Raw genomic sequence first — 17437 nt, forward strand, 5'->3', positions numbered from 1 at the left:
CCGGTCTCGCCAGGCGGGACCGGGCTTTTTTGTCGCCGCCGCGGCGGTCCGTCAGCGGCGGTCGTGCGACAGACCGAACCTGTCGACGATCCGATATTCTATCACGGGTCCAGCACGGCTGCCTCCGGCTTCGGCTCCGCCGTGTTCAAGCCCGGCCAATCGCCCGAGCAGGTCGGTCGCAACGCCGCCGCCTTCGTGACGGCCTGGAACGGGCGGCGCGCGGAACGGCCTCTAGATCGCTTCGGCCGTCAGACGCATGACCAGGGTCAGGTGTTCGCCTGGCGCCAGTCGCGCCAGCCCGCCGGCCTCACCCGACGCCCCGTTCAGAATGTCCGGCCGGTGCGTCACCGGCTCGACACAGAAGAAGTCGGCCCCGACGGGAGCATAGACCTGGACCCAGTCCGCGCCCGCGCCGCCGTTCAGCACGATGCGATGCCCGTCCCCGTCCAGCAGGGCCTCGCCAGTCCAGCCGGCGTAGGCGTGATCGACAAAGGGGGCCTCGGCCAGGGCCAGGCCGTCGCCCCAGTCCGCCACCGCATCCGGCGCCGCCAGCCGTTCGGGAATTCCGCGCGCATCGGTCAGCCACACCCCCGTCGCCGAAAGCCTGAGCCGGGTGTCTGGATGTCTGGGGAAATAGGGATGCAGGCCCAGGCCGGCGGGCATGACCGTATCGCCGGTGTTGGTCACCGACAGGCTGATCTCCAGCCCCTGGTCCGTCAGCCTGACCGCCTGACGCGCCCGCCACGGCCAAGGCCAGCCGCCTGCTTGGGCCGCAGCCTGGTCCGACCAGTCCAGCCTCAGGTCGGCGCTCGCATCGTCGACGGCCTCGACCGCCCAGGGCTTCAGCCAGCCGTCTCCGTGATGGGCGTGGGGGGCGAACCGGTCCAGCGCGGTCAGCCTGACCTCGCGCCCCTCGAACACGAACCGCGCGTCGGCGATCCGGTTGGCGTAGGGGACCAGCGGGAAACAGGCGGTTTCCAGCAGGTCGATCGCCCCCTTCGGCGTTGGCCGCAACACCGATCGGCCATGTAGGCTCAGGTCTAGGATCGCGCCGCCCAGACCCGGCGTCAGGGAGGCGCGCCAGTCTCCGGCGCGCAATTGGATTACGGCTTCGGCGCTCACGGATGGACGCGGTTCTGCGGCCGGTCCGCCTCGACCGGCTGGATCATGGTGACGACGCCCGTTTCCGGGTCGAATCGATGCAGGCCGCCACAGACGCCGTAGACCAGCGAACCGTCCTCGGCCGGCAGGACGAAGCCGGTCTGGTCCGGCGTGTCCCACAAGGCGGTCTCGCCGCTCCTGGACGTATAACGATGCAGCTTTCGACCCTTGATGTCGACGAACCACACCGCCTTGCGCTCGGCGTCCCATACTGCCCCCTCGCCAAGTTCCGGGGAGGCCAGTTCCGGGGAGGTCGGCTTCGTTTCGCTCATGATTCGGCCCGCCGAATTGAGGTGTTGATCTGGTGGTGGAAATCCGTCGCCGCGAGACGCTGCGCAGGCGACGGCCCGTCCCCCGGCTCCCACGGGGGCAATCGTATCAGATCAGGCCTTGGCCCTTTGGCAGTTCGGCGTAACGGTGCACGCGCGTGGCCATCACCAGGCCGAAACCGATCATCACCGTCAGCATCACCGTGCCGCCATAGGACAGCAGCGGCATCGGCACCCCCACGACGGGCGCCAGCCCCATGACCATCGCACCGTTGATCAGCACATACATGGCGAAGGTCGCGGTCACCCCCGACGCGGCCAGACGGCCGAAATGGCTGTGCGACAGGGATGCGATCCGCAGCGAGATCAGGATGATCGCCGCATAACAGGCCAGGATGGTGAAGGAACCGACGAAACCGAACTCCTCGGACACCGCCGCGAAGATGAAATCAGTGTGTTTTTCGGGCAGGAATTCCAGCTGGCTCTGGCTGCCCAGGCCGAACCCCTTGCCCAGGAAGCCGCCGGAGCCCAGGGCGATCTTGGACTGCATGATGTGATAGCCCGTGCCCGACGGATCGGCCTCCGGGTTCAGGAAGGTCAGCACCCTGTGGCGTTGATACTCGTGCATGCCGAACATCACATAGGGCGGAATCAGCGCCACGGCGGCGGCGCCCACAGCAGCGATGATCTTCCAGCTCAGCCCCGCCATGAACATGATGGCCGCGCCGGTCAGGCCGATCAGCATGGCCGAGCCCAGGTCCGGCTGGTGCGCCACCAGCAGGAAGGGCAGGCCGATGATGGCGACCGGATAGATCAGCTTCCAGTGGAAGCTGGCCTCCTTGGCCGAAGCGCCGTGATACCAGCGCGCCAGGGCCAGAACGACGCCGATCTTCATGATCTCGGACGGCTGGATGCGCGTCAGGCCGAGGTTCAGCCAGCGGGTCGCGCCCATGGCCGTATAACCCAGGCCCGGAACCTCGATCAGGGCCAGCATCAGCAGGGCCACCCCATAGACCGGATAGGCCAGGCCGAACCAGAAGCGGATATTGACCATGGACAGGGCCAGCATCAGGGCCACGCACATGCCGAAGCGGATCAGGTGTTTCGCCGCCCACGGCGACCAGGACCCTCCGCCGACGGAATAGAGCATCAATGCGCCGGTGCCGGACACCACGCAGATCAGAGCCAGCAGACGCCAGTCGATCTGGCTGATCTTGGTCGAAACGCGCTCGCGCTCGCCGGGACGGGACAGGGCGGAAGCGGTCATCAGCGCGGCTCGGACAGATAGGGACGCGGGCCCGTGGTGACGGTCGGCATCTGACGGGTGCGACGTGCCGTCTCAGCCCCCACGACATCCGGCTCGGGAGGCGCAGCGCCTTCTAGTTCGGCTGTCTCGGCCGAGGCTGTAGGCTCCGGTGGTGGTGGTCGCGTCATACGCGCCACCATGTCCGGGTCCTTAAGCAGCACTGTGCGCATGATTTCGCGCGCACGTGGAGCCGCAGCGGTCGATCCGGCCAAGCCGCCATGCTCAATGATGACGGCGATAGCGTAGCGCGGCTCGTCCACAGGGGCGAACGCCACAAATAGGTTGTGATCCTTCAGCGCCCAGGTGACGTCGGCGCTCTTGCGAGAGCCTGTTCCGTAGTTGCGCACCTGCGCCGTGCCTGTCTTGCCGGCCATCTTGATGTCGCCGAGCCCTAGCTGGCTCTGGCGATAGGCGCCGCCCCCGACGTCATTGGCCACCGCCACCATGCCCTGACGAACAATTTCGAGGTGTTCGGGTGGGAAGGGCAGATCGGGCACCGCAGCGCCGCTGGGTTGATCCACCCCGCCGACCGACTTGATCAGACGCGGCATGATCGCCTTTCGTGCATTGGCGAAGCGCGCGGTCGTCACTGCCAGTTGCAGAGCTGTGACGTTCACGTCGCCCTGCCCGATCGCAACCGACAAAGTCTCGCCTGGATACCAGGTCCGAGAATCAGGGTTTGGATTGTTCTTGTTGTAGTTCGCCTTCCAGGCCCGACTGGGAATCGATCCGGCCTTCTGGTTGCCGACCCCGATGTCATAGGTCTGCATGAAGCCGATCTTCTTGCCGACCTCCTGAATCTTATCGACGCCGGCCCGATTGCACATGTGATAAAAATAGACATCGCACGACGTCTTAATCGCATCATGCATGTTCATGGGGCCGTGGCCGCCGGGTTTCCAGCAGCGGAAAGTCCGTGACCCGAAGCGATAGCCGCCGGTGCAGACCACCCGCTCGTCAGGATCGACCCCAGCCTCCAGCAAGGCCAGCGAGGTTGTCAGTTTGAACGTCGACCCGGGGTGAAAGACGCCGCCGATGGCCTTGTCGAGCAGCGGCTTGCGCTCATAATCGCGTAGGGCGCTGTAGACGTTGGAGGGAATACCGCCAACAAACATGTTGGGGTCAAACGAGGGCGCGGACACCATGCAGAGGATGTCGCCGTTGCGGACGTCCATCACCACGCAACCGCCGGACTCTTCGCCGAACACCTCCAGCGCCCGGTTCTGAACGTCGGCGTCCAGGGTCAACACGACTTCCTTGCCGGGCACAGCGGGACGCGACCCACCGACGTCCTCGGCCACCACACGTCCGCGTGCATCCACCTCGACGCGATTGCCGCCTGGCTCTCCGCGCAGGGCTTCGTCCAGAGCCTTCTCGACTCCCTGACGGCCAATGCGGAAACTGGGGTTGAACAGCAGCGGAGGGACCGTCTCTCCCTTGTCCCGGATAGCCTTGACGTCGCGGTCGTTCACCTTGGCGACATAGCCGATCACATGGGCGAAGGCGCCGCCGAACGGATAGTAGCGGGCCTCGTTCATGTCGGCCATGACGCCGGGCAGTTCGTTGGCGTACTGGTTGACCTTGGCGAATTCTTCCCAGGTCAGGTCGCTCTTGACCGGCACCGGGTTGAACTTGGACGAGGCGTTGACGTCACGGATGATGGCCCGTCGGCGCTCCAGGGTATCGGGCAGCAGCCGGCCCAGCAGGTCCAGCGTCTGGTCCAGATCCTTGGTCTCGTCACGGACCACCAGCACCCGGAAACTGGGCCGGTTGCCGGCGATGACCACGCCGTTGCGGTCCTTGATCAGGCCGCGCGGCGGCGGGACCATGCGGAAGTTGAACTGGTTCTGCGACGACAGGGTCGCATATTCCTGGGCCTGGACGACCTGAAGCTGGGCCAGCCGCCCCACCAGGGCCGTGACCCCCAGGGCCGTCAGCCCGCCGAACACGAAGGTGCGGCGCAAGAAGGAGCCCTGGCGCTCGTTGACGTCGGCGAAGAAGATGGAGGGTTCGCCGCTCATCGGAACCGGATATCCCCGTCGTCGAACCGTTCCAGCATCCAGTCGGCGATCGGATACAGGATCAGGGTCGGCAGAATCTGGCCGATCAGGGCCAGGATCGCCGGCGGATTGCCCGCCCTCACCGCCACGATCACATAGGCGACCAGGAAGGCGGCCAGGGTGCAGGCCATATACCAGGCGAAGCGGATCACCCCCTCATGCCCAGCCAGCAGATTGCGCGACAAGAGGATCACGACATAGACGCCCATCAGACACAGAGCCCAAAGGCCCAGAGGTCCGTTCCAGAACAGGTCCAGGAACAGACCAAGCCCGAAGAGTACTGCGGGCGCCGTCATCGACGGCCGGATCAGCGGCCAGGCGAAGGCCAGCACCATCGGAAACACCGGCTCAGGCAGCATCAAGCCGAACAGTTGCACAGGCGTGGCGAAGATGATGGTGGCGGCGATCACCGCAAGGGCCGGATAGACGATCCATTGCAGAGGTCCGACGACGCGGACCGCGACCGGACGTCTCACGTCGCGCCCTCCGGCGCCTGTGCGGGCGTTGGTTGTGGAGACATCGCCGCCGATGGCGCCTCGGCGGCGGGTCGAGGTTGCGCCGGACGAGTTTGAACGGGACGCGCTTGAGGCGCCGCCGGTGTTGTTGCAGGCGGTGTCGCGGCGACGGCGGCGGCGGCGCGCGCCCGTGCCGCTTGGGCCTCCGCGGCCGCCTGACGGCGTGCTGCCGCGTCGCCGATGGCGCCCGCCTGTTCAGCGTTCGGCGGAGGCGCCGTGGTCAAGCCGGCCAGGGGCGGCGCATTGAGCGCATTCGGATCGATCAGTTGGCCGAAGTCCTGGAACAGCAGAACCCGGACATAGTCGATGGCGCCGCGATCGCTGAACAGTTTCACGCGCCAGCTGCCGTCGATCCCCTTGGCCGCCACGCCGATGGGAATGCCGCGCGGCAGGCCGCCGCCATCGCCGGAACTCAGGATCCGGTCGCCCGCCTGCACAGAACCGGCCCCGCGCACGAACTCCAGCCGGGGGTTGTCGCTGCCGTCGCCGGTCAGCAGGGCGCGGGCATCGGTGCGGTCCACCAGAACCGGCGTACGGGACGCGACGTCGGTCAACAGCACCATCCGACTGACGCCGCCGGTGACGCCGGTGACGCGGCCGATCAGACCGTGCTCGTTAATAACCGGATTGCCGATCCGCACGCCTTTCGACGCGCCCACATCCACCAGCTTGGCGCGATTGAAGGGGCCGCGGGCATCTGAAATGGCGCGCGCCGTGACCATGGGCACGGCCGGCTCGGTCCGCAGTCCCAGCATGGCTTCATAACGGGCGTTGACGTTCTTCAATGCGATGGCCTGGTCGCGCCAGGGCTCCAACTCCGCGACCTCGGCCCTCAGTCTCCGGTTCTCGGACACTGCAAAGAAATACCCGCCGATGTAATCGGTGACGGCGCCGACCCAGCGCACCGGCGCGGCGAAGACGCCGCTGACCGGCCCGGTCACAGAGGCCGCAGCCCCCCGCGCCGCGCCATAGCTGGAGCCGCCGTCCGGCGTCGTGCGATCGCTGACAAGAAGAAGAGCCGCGCCCGCCATGGCCACGACTGCGACCACCGCGGCGGTCCAGGCCAGCGGCACCTTCAGGTTTTCAAAAGGGCCGTCGCGAAACGCCACGGGCGACCTTCCACATAAGGGGTTGGAATCGGCAGGCGCCCCTGCCGTCATGCCTGCCTATCGCAAAATCGGGGCCAGAATGGAACCGTTGATCGCGAAGGCCCGAAAGGATTTGCAGCCAGGTTCTCACCCGGCTGCAGACGAATTGATCAGAGCGCCGAGTCGAGCACGCCCTTCATCCAGCGCGGATGTTCCAGGACGCGGCCGCAACCGATGGCGACGCACGACAGCGGATCGTCGGCGACCGAGACCGGCAGGCCGGTATGATCGCGGATCTCGATGTCGAGGCCGCGCAGCAGGGCGCCGCCGCCCGTCAGCATGATGCCCTTGTCGGCGATGTCGGCGGCCAGTTCCGGCGGGGTGGCTTCCAGCGCGACCTTCACGGCCTCGATGATCTGGGTCACCGGCTCGGCCAGGGCTTCCGCGGCCTGGCGTTCCGAGATGCGGACCTCGCGCGGCACGCCCTGCATCAGGTCGCGGCCCTTGACCTCGATTGACAGGCCTTCGCCGTCGGCCGGAATACGAGCGGTGCCGATGTCCTTCTTGATGCGCTCGGCGGTCGTCTCGCCGATCAGCAGATTATGGTTGCGACGCATATAGCTGATGATGCTGTCGTCCATCTTGTCGCCGCCGACGCGGACCGAACGCGAATAGACGATGCCCGACAGCGACAGAACGGCCACTTCCGTCGTGCCGCCGCCGATGTCGACGACCATCGAGCCGGTCGGTTCGTGGATCGGCAGGCCGGCGCCGATCGCGGCGGCCATCGGCTCGTCGATCAGGCCCACGCGGCGGGCCGAGGCGTTCAGGCAGGAGTCGTTGATGGCGCGACGCTCGACCGCCGTGGCGCCCGACGGCACGCAGACGATGATCTTCGGGTTCACGAAGCCCTTGCGGTTATGCACCTTGCGGATGAAGTGCTTGATCATCTCTTCGGCGACTTCGAAGTCAGCGATGACGCCGTCACGCATCGGGCGGATGGCTTCCATGTGGCCCGGGGTGCGGCCCAACATCTGCTTGGCCTCTATGCCTACGGCGTGGACGATCTTGCGTCCGCCGACATTGCGCAGGGCCACGACCGAAGGCTCGTTCAGGACGATGCCCTTGCCCTTCATGTAGATCAGGGTGTTGGCGGTGCCCAGGTCCATCGCGATGTCGTTGGAGATCGCGCCGAAAAGGGAAAAGCTCATGGGAATCGATACCGTTGTTCTTTGACCGAGGGCGTCAGTTTCGCAGTTGACCTGGCGACGCCCCGCTGCCCTGACATCCCCTTGTCGGACAGCTTCCTGATCGTCTTCGCCACGTCTACCGTTGGCCCGTGTGCCCGTATGAAACAGGGAATACAACCCCCTTAGCGCACCGTATCCAAGTTCACCCCCAACCCTGTGGAACAGCCGCGCTTGGGGGTGTTCACGTTAGCGTCATGAGGGTGGGAAACAGCCTGTGAAACATGCTGCCTTTCGCTTGCCGGATCAGTCGCCGCGCGCGACTTCGCGCCGCTTCACCCATTCGCGAACACCCAGCATCAGAGCCAGCCAGGCCAGGGCCACGCCCGCCAGTATGGCCGAGGTCCAGATCCCGTCGCCGCTGACCGCCGTCATGAAGGATCCGCCGAAGAAGGCCACCAGGGCCGTCTTGGGCAGCACTCCGAGCGCACAACCGGCCAGGAAGCCGGGAAACGACGCCCGCGCCGCGCCGAACGCCATGTTGACGACGATGAAGGGCGCCGACGGCACGTTGCGGATCATGAAACTGGCGTAGAAGGCGTTCTGACCCACGAACCGGGTCAGCCGCCCCACCGTCCTGCCCCCGTGCCGTTCAAGCAGGCGCGCCGTCGGCCCGCGCCCCATCCAATAGGTGACGGCGGCCGAGGCGACCGTGGCGATCCAGCTGTACAGAAACCCGAACCACGGCCCGAAGGCCACGACGCAGGCGGCGATCAGGATGAACTGCGGCGCCCCGAAGAAGGCCGCGACTGTGAAGACGACGATGGCGGCCGGCAGTCCCCAAGGCCCATGCCTGAACCCGCCCAGCCAGGCCTCCAGCCTCACCTCGGCGTCCAGGCCCAACTGGCTCTTGCCCACGGCGAACAGGGCGATCATGGCGCCCAGCAGAAGGGCCGTCGCCAGCACGGCGCGCCAGCGACGCGCCTCCATGTTCGACAGGAAATCGATGATCCAGCGCATCAGGTGCGCCGCTTATCATCCTGTCCGGCGATTAGCGAGCGTCGGCGGATTGTCCCGAACGGCGACGGCGCGTAAGGAACCTCGCCTTCCCCGGCACGAACCTTCCAAGATCGACGGGATACCCATGTCCAGCCTGCAATCTTCCGCCCTCGCCCGCGTCAAGCCCTCGGCCACCATCGCCGTGACCGCCCAGGCCCGGAAGCTTAAAGCCGAGGGCCGCGACGTGATCGGCCTCGGCGCCGGAGAGCCGGACTTCGACACCCCCGAGAATATCAAACAGGCCGCCATCGACGCGATCCATCGCGGCGAAACCAAATACACCGACGCCGACGGCATGCCCGAGCTGAAGAAGGCCATCGTGGCCAAGTTCGCGCGCGAGAACGGCCTGAACTATGACGTGTCGCAGATCCACGTCGCCCCCGGCGGCAAGCCGGTCATCTTCAACGCCCTGGTCGCCACCCTGAACCCCGGCGACGAGGTCATCGTGCCCGCCCCCTACTGGGTCTCCTATCCCGACATGGTGCTGCTGGCCGGCGGCGAGCCCATCACCGTGGTCGGCGAGGAGAAGGACGGCTTCAAACTGCGTCCCGAGGTGCTGGAGGCCGCGATCACGCCCCGCACCAAGTGGCTGATCCTGAACAGCCCGTCCAACCCGACCGGCGCCGCCTACACCCAGGCGGAGCTGCTGGCCCTGGCCGACGTGCTGCGTCGCCACCCGCACGTCTGGGTGCTGACCGACGACATGTACGAGCACCTCGTCTATGGCGACTTCGACTACACCACTATCGCCCAGGTCGCGCCCGACCTGATCGATCGCACCCTGACGGTCAACGGCGTGTCCAAGGCCTATGCCATGACCGGCTGGCGCATCGGCTACGCCGGCGGCCCGAAGGCGCTGATCGACCTGATGCGCAAGGTGGCCAGCCAGACCACCTCCAACCCGACCAGCATCAGCCAGTGGGCGGCGGTCGAGGCCCTGAACGGAACCCAGGACTTCATCCCCGAGCGCAAGGCCGCCTTCGAGAAGCGCCGCGACCTGGTCGTGTCCATGCTGAACCAGGCGACCGGCCTCACCTGCGCTGTGCCGGAGGGCGCCTTCTACGTCTATCCGTCCATCGCCGGCCTGATCGGCAAGACGACGGAATCGGGCGTGGTCATCGACGGCGACAGCACCTTCGCCGCCGAACTGCTGAACGCCGAGGGCGTGGCCGTGGTCCAGGGCGAGGCCTTCGGCCTGTCGCCCTATTTCCGCATCAGCTACGCCACCTCCGACGCCGTGCTGGAAGAAGCCTGCACCCGCATCCAGCGCTTCGCCGCCTCGCTACGCTGACGACCCAAAGGGGAGGCTTCGGCCTCCCCTTCTTCGTTCAATCCGCCAGTCGATCGATCAGCGGCCGCAACGCATCGTCCGTCGTCGGCGCGATCTCTTTCAGGAAGGCGATCAGAGCCCGCTCGTTGTCGTCAAAGTCGCCGTCGCGACCAATCCGATCGACCAGCCAGCGCGCCTCGCCCTGATCTACGGGAGCACTGGTCGCAGCGGCGCGCCTCGTCTCCGCCAGCCGATCCGAAAAAACGTGCTCAGCACGGGGTTGTTGTAACCCCCAAGCCATCACCCGCGCCGCATAGGCGGCAGAGCCGACGATTTCATTCGGGCTGGGCCTCTGCCCGAACCTTTCCTCCATCTCTCGGAAGATGCCGTCGTCCAGGTCCGCGAGCCAATGTTCCCGCCGCAGCGCCTCCTCGCGTCCAGGCGCAACCCAGCCGGCCGAGGCCGTCACGGCATTGGCGACCGCGCGCATGAAGAAGTCCGTCCAGGCCGGATCGTTCGCCGCGCCGCGTGTGGCGTCGTTCAGGTCGAACAGGGCCTCGGCTTCCTCGCGCGAAACCGCCAGACGCCCCGGACCGGACGGCGCGAACACCAGCCGCCGCAACCGCGCCACTTCATCAGCGCTGATGATCCCGTCATTCTCGACCACAGCCCGCGTCACCAGCGACAGGCCAAACGCGGCCAGGGACGCCGGGGCCGCATCCGCCAGTTCCAGAACACGGACGACGAGCTCGATCTCCGTTCCGTCGCGCAGCCGTCGGTCGGCCATGATCCGCGCGATCAGCCAGTCAGCCTGGGCCTCAGTGACATAGCCGACCGCCTCTTGCTGGCTCACCAGCCAGTCGGTCAGAGCCTCCAGAAAGAACTCACGCCATTCCTTCGACTGACGCTGCGCCCCCTCGTCAATGACGAACAGGGCCTCAACCTCGTTCTGGGTGACCGTGATCTCCCCGAACACCTCGCGTCGCAGCGCAAGAACGTCTTCCGGACCGACCTCGCCTTTGGCGACGATATCCTCGCAAAGCGCTTTCAAGCCCATGCCCGCCTCCCAATCTGACGGACACCTAACAACCTGGAGGTTACACCCGCCCTAACGCGACCGACAGGTCAGAACACCGTCACCTTCGCCGGGTTCGCCTGATCGCGCGTGCCCGCCGACGTCGCCACGCCGTTCTTGACCAGGGCGATCCCGACCGAGCCCTCGCCGCCGGTCTTGGTCAGGGTGCAGCGGCCGTTGTCGCCGGGCAGGCGGCCATGATCGCCGCCTCGGCCCTCCTGAGTCATGATGTTCATCCAGCGGTCCCGCTCATAGGGACTGACCCAGACCGTCACAGGGCGAAATCGACAGACCAGGATCCAGGACGCGCCCTGGGGTGCGGCGACCGACCAGTGCAGTCCCTGATAGGCGTCCTTGCCAACATGGGTCTGGGCCTCGGCGCCCACGCCCAAGCCAAGCGCCAGAAACGCCGGCAACATCGCCGCCAGCACGAACCTTCGCCTCATCACGCCCTCCCCCGTTTCCGGGAGAGGATGCAATGATCAGGGTCGGCTGGCCATGCCCAGTTTGATCGGCTTGGCGTCGTCGGCCAGGGCGCCCCGCTTGACGCCCCACAGCAGGATGATCGGCGCGCCGACATAGATCGACGAATAGGTGCCGATGACGATGCCGAACATCAGGGCGATCGAGAAGCCGAACAGGGCCTCGCCGCCGCAGATCGCCAGGGCCGCCAGCACCATGACGGCGGTCACGCCGGTGATGATGGTCCGCGACAGGGTCTCGTTCAGAGACAGATCGATCACCTCACGCAATGGCATGGTCTTATACTTGCGCAGGTTCTCGCGAAGACGGTCGAACACCACCACGGTGTCGTTCATCGAATAGCCGATGACGGTCAGGATGGCGGCGACCATGTTCAGGCTGAACTCCAGCCGGAACAGCACGATCAGCCCGAAGGTCAGCACCACGTCGTGCAGCAGGCCGATCACGGCGCCGAAGCCGAACTGCGGCTCGAACCGGAACCAGATGTAGAGGAACATCAGGCCGATGGCGACGCCCAGGGCCAGAAGGCCCGAGGTGAACAGCTCGCCCGAGACCTTGGAGCCGACGACGCTGACGCCCGAATACTGCACCTCGCCCACGGTCTGGTTGATGGCGGTCTCGACCTGGTTGACCACCTGGGTCTGGTCGCGGCCTTCCGGCACCTGGAAGCGCAGGATGGCGGTCGAGCCGTCATCCACATTGGTGTCGCGGCGGGCGATGCCCTGCACCTGGACGTCGCCCAGGTCCAGGCCGTTCACGGCCTCGCGCACCCGATCCAGCTCAATAGCCTGACCGGCCGGCTTGGACACCTCCATCGAAGCGCCGCCCCGGAAGTCGATGCCCATGTTCAGGCCGGGAACGAAACACGCCACGATCGAGGCGACGCACAGAACCACCGACAGCACCGCGGCGAACCGGGCGTATTTGACGAAATGGAAATTCGTCTTCTGCGGCAGCAGTTTGATGAAGGGCCATCCACGCATCGCCATCACTCCGCGATCGGCAGTTTTTTGGGCTTGGCGGTCTTGAGCCAGTAGGCCAGCAGCACCTGGGCCACCAGAACCGACGAGAACACCGAGGTGAAGACGCCGATGCTCAGCGTCCAGGCGAAGCCGCGCACCGGACCGGCGCCGAAGATGAACATGATCGCCGCCGCCACCAGGGTGGTGACGTTGGCGTCCAGGATCGTGCCCCAGGCCTTGGAGAAGCCGGCGTCCATGCTGGCGATCACGCTGCGGCCCGACCGGGCCTCGTCACGCATCCGCTCATAGATCAGCACATTGGCGTCCACGGCCACGGCGAAGGTCAGGATCAGACCGGCGATGCCCGGCAGGGTCAGGGTCGCCTGGGTCAGCGACATGGCCGCCACGATCAGCACCCCATTCAGCACCAGGCCGATGACCGACACGCCACCGAACAGGAAGCCGTAGGCCAGGATCATGAAGACCACGATGATGGCGAAGCCGACGGCGGTCGACAGGGCGCCCGCCGCCACGGCGTCCGCGCCCAATTCGGCCGTCACCGTCCGGCGTTCCTCGACGTTCAGCGGCGCCGGCAGCGCGCCCCCGTTCAGCAGGTTCACCATCGTCGCGGCTTCCTGGATCGAGAACTGGCCTTCGATGATGCCCGACCCGTTGGTGATGGCGCTGTTGATGCGCGGCGCCGAGATGACCTTGCCGTCCAGGATGATGGCGAAGGGCTTGCCGATGTTGGCGGACGTCGCCTCGCCGAACCGGCGAGCGCCCGCGCCATCGAAGCGGAAGCCGATAGCAGGCCGACCGCTTTGGTCAGCATCGACCGAGGCTCTCGTCAGGTTCTCGCCCGAGACCAGCACCCGCTTCTTGACCAGATAGGGCGTGCCCTGCTCGTCCACCAGCAATTCGGCGTCCGGCGGAACCCGTCCGGCCATGGCGTCCGTCACCGAATTCTCGGTATCAACCATCTGGAAGGTCAGCTGCGCCGTCTGGCCGATCACTTCTTCCAGCTTGCGAGGATCGCTCTCGCCCGGGGCCTGGACCACGATCCGGTCGGCGCCCTGGCGGGTGATGGAGGGTTCACGCGTGCCCAGGCTGTCGATCCGGCGGCGCACCACCTCGATCGACTGGTCCACCGCCGTCGCTCCCATGCCGGCCAGGGCCGTGTCGGTGTAGGCGAAGCGGATCCGGTCGCCGCCTACACGCGTCGCGGTGCGCTCGACCTGCCCCGAGGGGCCCGCGGCCCCGGCCAGCTGGCGCAGGGCCTCGAAGGCCGCCGTCTGTTGCCCCGGATTGGCCAGGGTCACGATCACCCCGCCGGCTTCGCGCTGGAAGCCGTTGGTGGCGATCCCCTCGCCGTTCAGCGTGACCCGTACATCCTCGATCAGGTTGGTGACGCGCTTTTCGCGCATCGCCGGCACATCGACTTCCAGCAGCAGATACGACCCGCCCTGCAGGTCGAGCCCGAGGTTCAGGGCGTTCTTCGGCAGCCAGCCGGGCAGCGCCTCCCGCTGAGCCGAGCTCAGCAGGTTGGGGAAGGCCAGCAGGCAGCCGAGGATCGCCGAGGCGACGACGAGGATGACTTTCCAGCGCGAGAGCTGAATCATGAGGGCGGTCTCGGTTCAGCGATACGCGAAGTATCAGGCCTTGGAATCGTTGGCGGCGATGGCGGTGCGGTTACGCACCTCGGCGATCATCGTCTTGACGACGCGCACATTGACGCTGGGCGCGATCTCGACATTGACCTCGGCCTCTTCGACACGGGTCACCTTGCCGATCATGCCGCTGGACAGCACGACGGTGTCGCCGCGCTTCACGGCGCCGATGGCCGCCGCATGTTCCTTGGCGCGCTTCTGCTGCGGACGGATCAGCAGGAAGTAGAACAGGATGAAGATGGCGACGATCGGCAGGAACTGCATGATCACGGCCATCATGCCGCCGTCAGCTGGGGCGCCCATGGGTAGTCTCCGAACACAAGGGGGACAGCCCTCGCCGGCCCCCATTAAAACGAGGCGCGGAACCTAGGGCTCCGTCTCGCGGATTGCAACGCGGCTAAACGTTCAGCGTGGCAATACGGTCAGGGGATCGACCGCGACCGGGTCGTCGCCGCGCATCTGGCGGGTTTCGAAATGGATCGACGGGCGTCCGTCGCCGGCCGTCAGACCGACCGTGCCGATCTGCTGGCCCGCACGGACATCGTCGCCGTCCTTCACCGTCGCCGAACCCAGATGGCCGTAAACGGTGCGCCAGCCGCCGTTGTGGACCACCAGCACCGTCAGCCCCTGCCCCACCAGATCGTCGCCGACATAGGCCACGCGCCCCCCGGCCGAGGCCACGACCGAGGCGCCGGCCGAGGCGCCGATGTTGATCCCGTTGTTGCGCTCGCCCATCCCGACCGGGCCGAACCGCCGCAGGATATCGCCGCGCACCGGCCACAACAGGGCGATGGGACCGCCCGCAACGGGCGTCGCGGAAGGCGCGGCGCTGACCGGCGGGCGAGCCGCGCCCGCCGCCGGGGCCGTCGGACGGGTTTGAGCCGGAAGCGCGGCGTTGCCCGAAGGCGGCGGCGGCGGCGGCGGGGCCATGCCGCTGTTCGGCACCAGAACTCCGGCCGGCGAAGGCCCAGTCGCATAGGGATCGCGGCCCGTATCGACCGCCGCATCGGGAAGAATGATTCGTTGGCCTGTCGTGATCGCGCCGCGCGGCCCCAGGCCGTTGAGGTCGATCAGGGTTTGGACCGGCGTCTGGAACCGCCGCCCGACGCCAGAAATCGTGTCGCCCGGCTGGATCTCATAGGCGGCGCCCGGCGTGACCACGCCCGAGGGGGTCGGATAGGAGGGCGCAGGCGGAGCATAGGGCGGCTGCGTCGGCGTCACCGCGACCGGCGGCGGCAGATATCCCCCATCCACCTGGCCGACCGGCGCCGTCGCTTGCGGCTGCGGATAAGGCTGAGCCTGCGGAGAGGTCGGCTGACCATACGGACCTTGCTGCGCCGGCGGCGGATAGGCGCCCTGCCCGCCCACCGTCGGTCGCGTCGAATACTGCGGCTCGGACGGATAGGTCATACAGGCCGCCGCGCTCAGCGACGCCCCCGCGATTACAACCGCTCTGATCCAGCCCGATATCACCGCCACCGGCCGCTCCTTAGATGGTTAAACTGCCCGCCCGGTGTGCCCGCTTGCGCCCCTTAAGCCAAGCCTTCAATCATCGCCAAAATTGGGCGAGAAGGTTAACGGCGTGACTCGTGAGACGTGACTCGTGAGGTAAATCGAGCAGACGACATTCAGTCACGACTCACGATTCACCACTCACGCCTACCTACCCCTCCTTCGCCGTCCCCTCGACCAGGGGCACGAACCGCACTTCCGTCAGGCTCTCGCGCCGGAACGACCCGTCGCCCTGACCGACATAGCGGTGCAGCATCTGCACCGAGGTCCGGCCAACGGGCGCCACCAGAACACCGTTCGGCTTCAACTGTTTCAACAGTTCGGTCGGCTCGGCCGGAGACGCCGCCGTCACCATGATGCGATCGAAGGGCGCCTGTTCGATCCAGCCCAGGCCGCCGTCGCCGTGCTTGGTGATGACATTGTCGATCTCCAGCGTCCGCAGCTTCGCCTCCGCCTCGACCAGCAGGCTGCGATACCGCTCCACCGAATAGACATAGCGGGCCAGCCGGCTCAGCACCGCGCACTGGTATCCGCTGCCGGTGCCGATCTCCAGCACCCGGTGGCGGGGCTGGACGTCCAGGGCCTGGGTCATCAGGCCGACGATATAGGGCTGGCTGATGGTCTGGGCGCAGTCGATGGGCAGGGCCTGGTCTTCCCAGGCCTGGTCCAGGAATTTCTCGTGCACGAAGACCGCGCGGTCGATGCTCTCCATCGCGGCCAGCACCCGGGGGTCCGTCACCCCCTGCTGGCGCAGCGACAGGATCAGCCGTCCGGCGCGGTCGTCGTGCAGGTTCATTTTCCGCCCCCCCTGGGGGAGGGGGACCGCGACGCCCTTGCGTCGTGGTGGAGGGGCCGCGAGACAGCCGGCCTCATCACGCAGCGCGCTCCGTCTTCTTCGGCGGCGCCCCGCCCAGCACCTTCTTCAGGTCATGGACGCTGGCCATGTGCGTCAGGTCGATGTGCAGCGGCGTGACCGAGATCCGCCCCGCCTCGATGGCCCTCAGGTCGGTGCCCTCGGCATGCTCCTGCTTCTCGCCGCGGAAGCTCATCCAGTAATAGTCGCGCCCGCGCAGGTCGGTGCGCCGCACCGCGTGCATCTCGCCCACGTCGCGGAAGCCCTGGGTCGTCACCTCGATCTGCTCGACCCGTTCCGGCGGCAGATTGGGGAAGTTCAGGTTCATCACCACGCCCGGCGCCCATTTCTGGTCCAGCAGCTTGTTGATGATGGCCGGGGCGAAGGCCTCGGCCGTCTCCCAGTGGGCCACCACCTCGTCGTGGAACCGCTCCAGGCTCTGGCTCAGGGCGATGGAGCGGATGCCGAAGGCCATGCCCTGAAGCGCGCCCGCCACCGTGCCGGAATAGCTGACGTCCTCGCCGATATTATGCCCCCGGTTCACGCCGGACAGCACCAGGTCCGGCCGCTCCGGCATCAGGTCGTTGACCGCCAGGATGACGCAGTCGGTCGGCGTTCCCGTCACCGAGAACCGCCGCTCGCCGTGCCTGTGCACCCGCAGCGGCTCGCTGAGGGTGATGCCCCGCCCCTTGGCCGACTGCTCGACGGCGGGCGCGCACACCCAGATGTCGTCGCTCAGCGTCCGCGCGATCCGCTCAAGGGATTCAAGACCTTCCGCCTCGATCCCGTCGTCGTTTGTCAGGAGGATTCTCATGCCATCTCCCCCCCTTGGGGGGAGACAGGCGCGCATAGCGCGCCAGAGGGGGGCAAGGCGGAACCGTCACGGGGGCGGCAGGGGGGGGGGGGGGGGGGGGGGGGGGGGGGGGGGGGGGGGGGGGGGGGGGGGGGGGGGGGGGGGGGGGGGGGGGGG

General features: G+C 67.0%; 17 protein-coding genes. 1 reads left to right on the plus strand and 16 read right to left on the minus strand.

Going from position 1 to position 17437, the window contains the following annotated elements; all coding sequences use genetic code 11:
• Positions 1-231: 231 nt before the first annotated feature.
• The 8 genes from AC07NC_RS10955 to AC07NC_RS10990 form a co-directional block, all read right to left on the minus strand.
• Positions 232-1122: an aldose 1-epimerase gene (locus tag AC07NC_RS10955; RefSeq protein WP_494569557.1), complete on the minus strand. Its 891-nt coding sequence runs from the start codon at positions 1120-1122 to the stop codon at positions 232-234.
• Positions 1119-1433: an SMP-30/gluconolactonase/LRE family protein gene (locus tag AC07NC_RS10960; RefSeq protein WP_494569558.1), complete on the minus strand. Its 315-nt coding sequence runs from the start codon at positions 1431-1433 to the stop codon at positions 1119-1121. Before AC07NC_RS10960 ends, AC07NC_RS10955 begins: the two co-directional genes overlap by 4 nt.
• Before the next feature lie 106 nt (positions 1434-1539).
• Complete coding sequence (rodA, locus tag AC07NC_RS10965) at positions 1540-2697, minus strand: rod shape-determining protein RodA (protein WP_494569559.1); 1158 nt, start codon at positions 2695-2697, stop codon at positions 1540-1542.
• Positions 2697-4757 carry a penicillin-binding protein 2 gene (mrdA, locus tag AC07NC_RS10970; RefSeq protein ID WP_494569560.1) on the minus strand — a complete coding sequence of 687 codons (2061 nt, stop codon included), beginning with the start codon at positions 4755-4757 and terminating at the stop codon, positions 2697-2699. The genes rodA and mrdA overlap by 1 nt, the downstream gene beginning before the upstream one ends.
• On the minus strand, positions 4754-5272 hold the full coding sequence (locus AC07NC_RS10975; protein ID WP_494569561.1) for a hypothetical protein: 519 nt from the start codon (positions 5270-5272) through the stop codon (positions 4754-4756). Before AC07NC_RS10975 ends, mrdA begins: the two co-directional genes overlap by 4 nt.
• A complete protein-coding gene (gene mreC / locus AC07NC_RS10980; RefSeq protein WP_494569562.1) occupies positions 5269-6420 on the minus strand; it encodes a rod shape-determining protein MreC in 1152 nt (383 codons plus the stop codon). Before mreC ends, AC07NC_RS10975 begins: the two co-directional genes overlap by 4 nt.
• 149 nt (positions 6421-6569) lie before the next feature.
• On the minus strand, positions 6570-7610 hold the full coding sequence (locus AC07NC_RS10985; RefSeq protein WP_008260883.1) for a rod shape-determining protein: 1041 nt from the start codon (positions 7608-7610) through the stop codon (positions 6570-6572).
• Between the two features lie 282 nt (positions 7611-7892).
• Positions 7893-8606 (minus strand): TVP38/TMEM64 family protein, encoded by a 714-nt coding sequence (locus AC07NC_RS10990; RefSeq protein ID WP_008262957.1) that lies wholly within the window; start codon positions 8604-8606, stop codon positions 7893-7895.
• A 124-nt stretch (positions 8607-8730) separates the two neighbouring features.
• Here AC07NC_RS10990 and AC07NC_RS10995 point away from each other — a divergent pair, with 124 nt between their 5' ends.
• On the plus strand, positions 8731-9936 hold the full coding sequence (locus AC07NC_RS10995; RefSeq protein WP_494569563.1) for a pyridoxal phosphate-dependent aminotransferase: 1206 nt from the start codon (positions 8731-8733) through the stop codon (positions 9934-9936).
• Between the two features lie 37 nt (positions 9937-9973).
• On the opposite strand, the gene AC07NC_RS11000 is transcribed toward AC07NC_RS10995, so the two are convergent.
• The 8 genes from AC07NC_RS11000 to surE all read right to left on the minus strand — a co-directional run bounded on the left by AC07NC_RS11000 (position 9974) and on the right by surE (position 17281).
• Entirely contained in the window at positions 9974-10972 is a 999-nt protein-coding gene (locus tag AC07NC_RS11000; protein WP_494569564.1) for a hypothetical protein, read from the minus strand.
• Between the two features lie 68 nt (positions 10973-11040).
• Positions 11041-11436: a hypothetical protein gene (locus tag AC07NC_RS11005; RefSeq protein ID WP_494569565.1), complete on the minus strand. Its 396-nt coding sequence runs from the start codon at positions 11434-11436 to the stop codon at positions 11041-11043.
• A 36-nt stretch (positions 11437-11472) separates the two neighbouring features.
• Positions 11473-12462 carry a protein translocase subunit SecF gene (secF, locus tag AC07NC_RS11010; protein ID WP_494569566.1) on the minus strand — a complete coding sequence of 330 codons (990 nt, stop codon included), beginning with the start codon at positions 12460-12462 and terminating at the stop codon, positions 11473-11475.
• The gene (gene secD, locus AC07NC_RS11015; RefSeq protein ID WP_494569567.1) at positions 12462-14054 is read right to left on the minus strand and encodes a protein translocase subunit SecD; all 1593 of its coding nucleotides are present in this window, start codon (positions 14052-14054) and stop codon (positions 12462-12464) included. The genes secF and secD overlap by 1 nt, the downstream gene beginning before the upstream one ends.
• Before the next feature lie 33 nt (positions 14055-14087).
• Positions 14088-14405 (minus strand): preprotein translocase subunit YajC, encoded by a 318-nt coding sequence (yajC, locus tag AC07NC_RS11020; protein WP_008262385.1) that lies wholly within the window; start codon positions 14403-14405, stop codon positions 14088-14090.
• A 102-nt stretch (positions 14406-14507) separates the two neighbouring features.
• Complete coding sequence (locus AC07NC_RS11025) at positions 14508-15581, minus strand: peptidoglycan DD-metalloendopeptidase family protein (protein ID WP_494569568.1); 1074 nt, start codon at positions 15579-15581, stop codon at positions 14508-14510.
• 184 nt (positions 15582-15765) lie between these two features.
• A complete protein-coding gene (locus tag AC07NC_RS11030; protein WP_008264048.1) occupies positions 15766-16410 on the minus strand; it encodes a protein-L-isoaspartate(D-aspartate) O-methyltransferase in 645 nt (214 codons plus the stop codon).
• 76 nt (positions 16411-16486) lie between these two features.
• Entirely contained in the window at positions 16487-17281 is a 795-nt protein-coding gene (gene surE / locus AC07NC_RS11035) for a 5'/3'-nucleotidase SurE (RefSeq protein ID WP_494569569.1), read from the minus strand.
• Between the last annotated feature and the right edge of the window lie 156 nt (positions 17282-17437).

Source organism: Brevundimonas sp. GW821-FHT10A07 (assembly GCF_059415785.1).

Coding starts and splice junctions, on each gene's coding strand:
- AC07NC_RS11000 (WP_494569564.1), bottom strand. CDS start 10,972: ATGGGCTTGAAAGCGCTTTGCGAGGATATCGTCGCCAAAGGCGAGGTC.
- AC07NC_RS10990 (WP_008262957.1), bottom strand. CDS start 8,606: ATGCGCTGGATCATCGATTTCCTGTCGAACATGGAGGCGCGTCGCTGG.
- AC07NC_RS11005 (WP_494569565.1), bottom strand. CDS start 11,436: ATGAGGCGAAGGTTCGTGCTGGCGGCGATGTTGCCGGCGTTTCTGGCG.
- mrdA (WP_494569560.1), bottom strand. CDS start 4,757: ATGAGCGGCGAACCCTCCATCTTCTTCGCCGACGTCAACGAGCGCCAG.
- surE (WP_494569569.1), bottom strand. CDS start 17,281: ATGAGAATCCTCCTGACAAACGACGACGGGATCGAGGCGGAAGGTCTT.
- AC07NC_RS10985 (WP_008260883.1), bottom strand. CDS start 7,610: ATGAGCTTTTCCCTTTTCGGCGCGATCTCCAACGACATCGCGATGGAC.
- AC07NC_RS10960 (WP_494569558.1), bottom strand. CDS start 1,433: ATGAGCGAAACGAAGCCGACCTCCCCGGAACTGGCCTCCCCGGAACTT.
- secD (WP_494569567.1), bottom strand. CDS start 14,054: ATGATTCAGCTCTCGCGCTGGAAAGTCATCCTCGTCGTCGCCTCGGCG.
- rodA (WP_494569559.1), bottom strand. CDS start 2,697: ATGACCGCTTCCGCCCTGTCCCGTCCCGGCGAGCGCGAGCGCGTTTCG.
- secF (WP_494569566.1), bottom strand. CDS start 12,462: ATGGCGATGCGTGGATGGCCCTTCATCAAACTGCTGCCGCAGAAGACG.
- yajC (WP_008262385.1), bottom strand. CDS start 14,405: ATGGGCGCCCCAGCTGACGGCGGCATGATGGCCGTGATCATGCAGTTC.
- AC07NC_RS10995 (WP_494569563.1), top strand. CDS start 8,731: ATGTCCAGCCTGCAATCTTCCGCCCTCGCCCGCGTCAAGCCCTCGGCC.
- AC07NC_RS11030 (WP_008264048.1), bottom strand. CDS start 16,410: ATGAACCTGCACGACGACCGCGCCGGACGGCTGATCCTGTCGCTGCGC.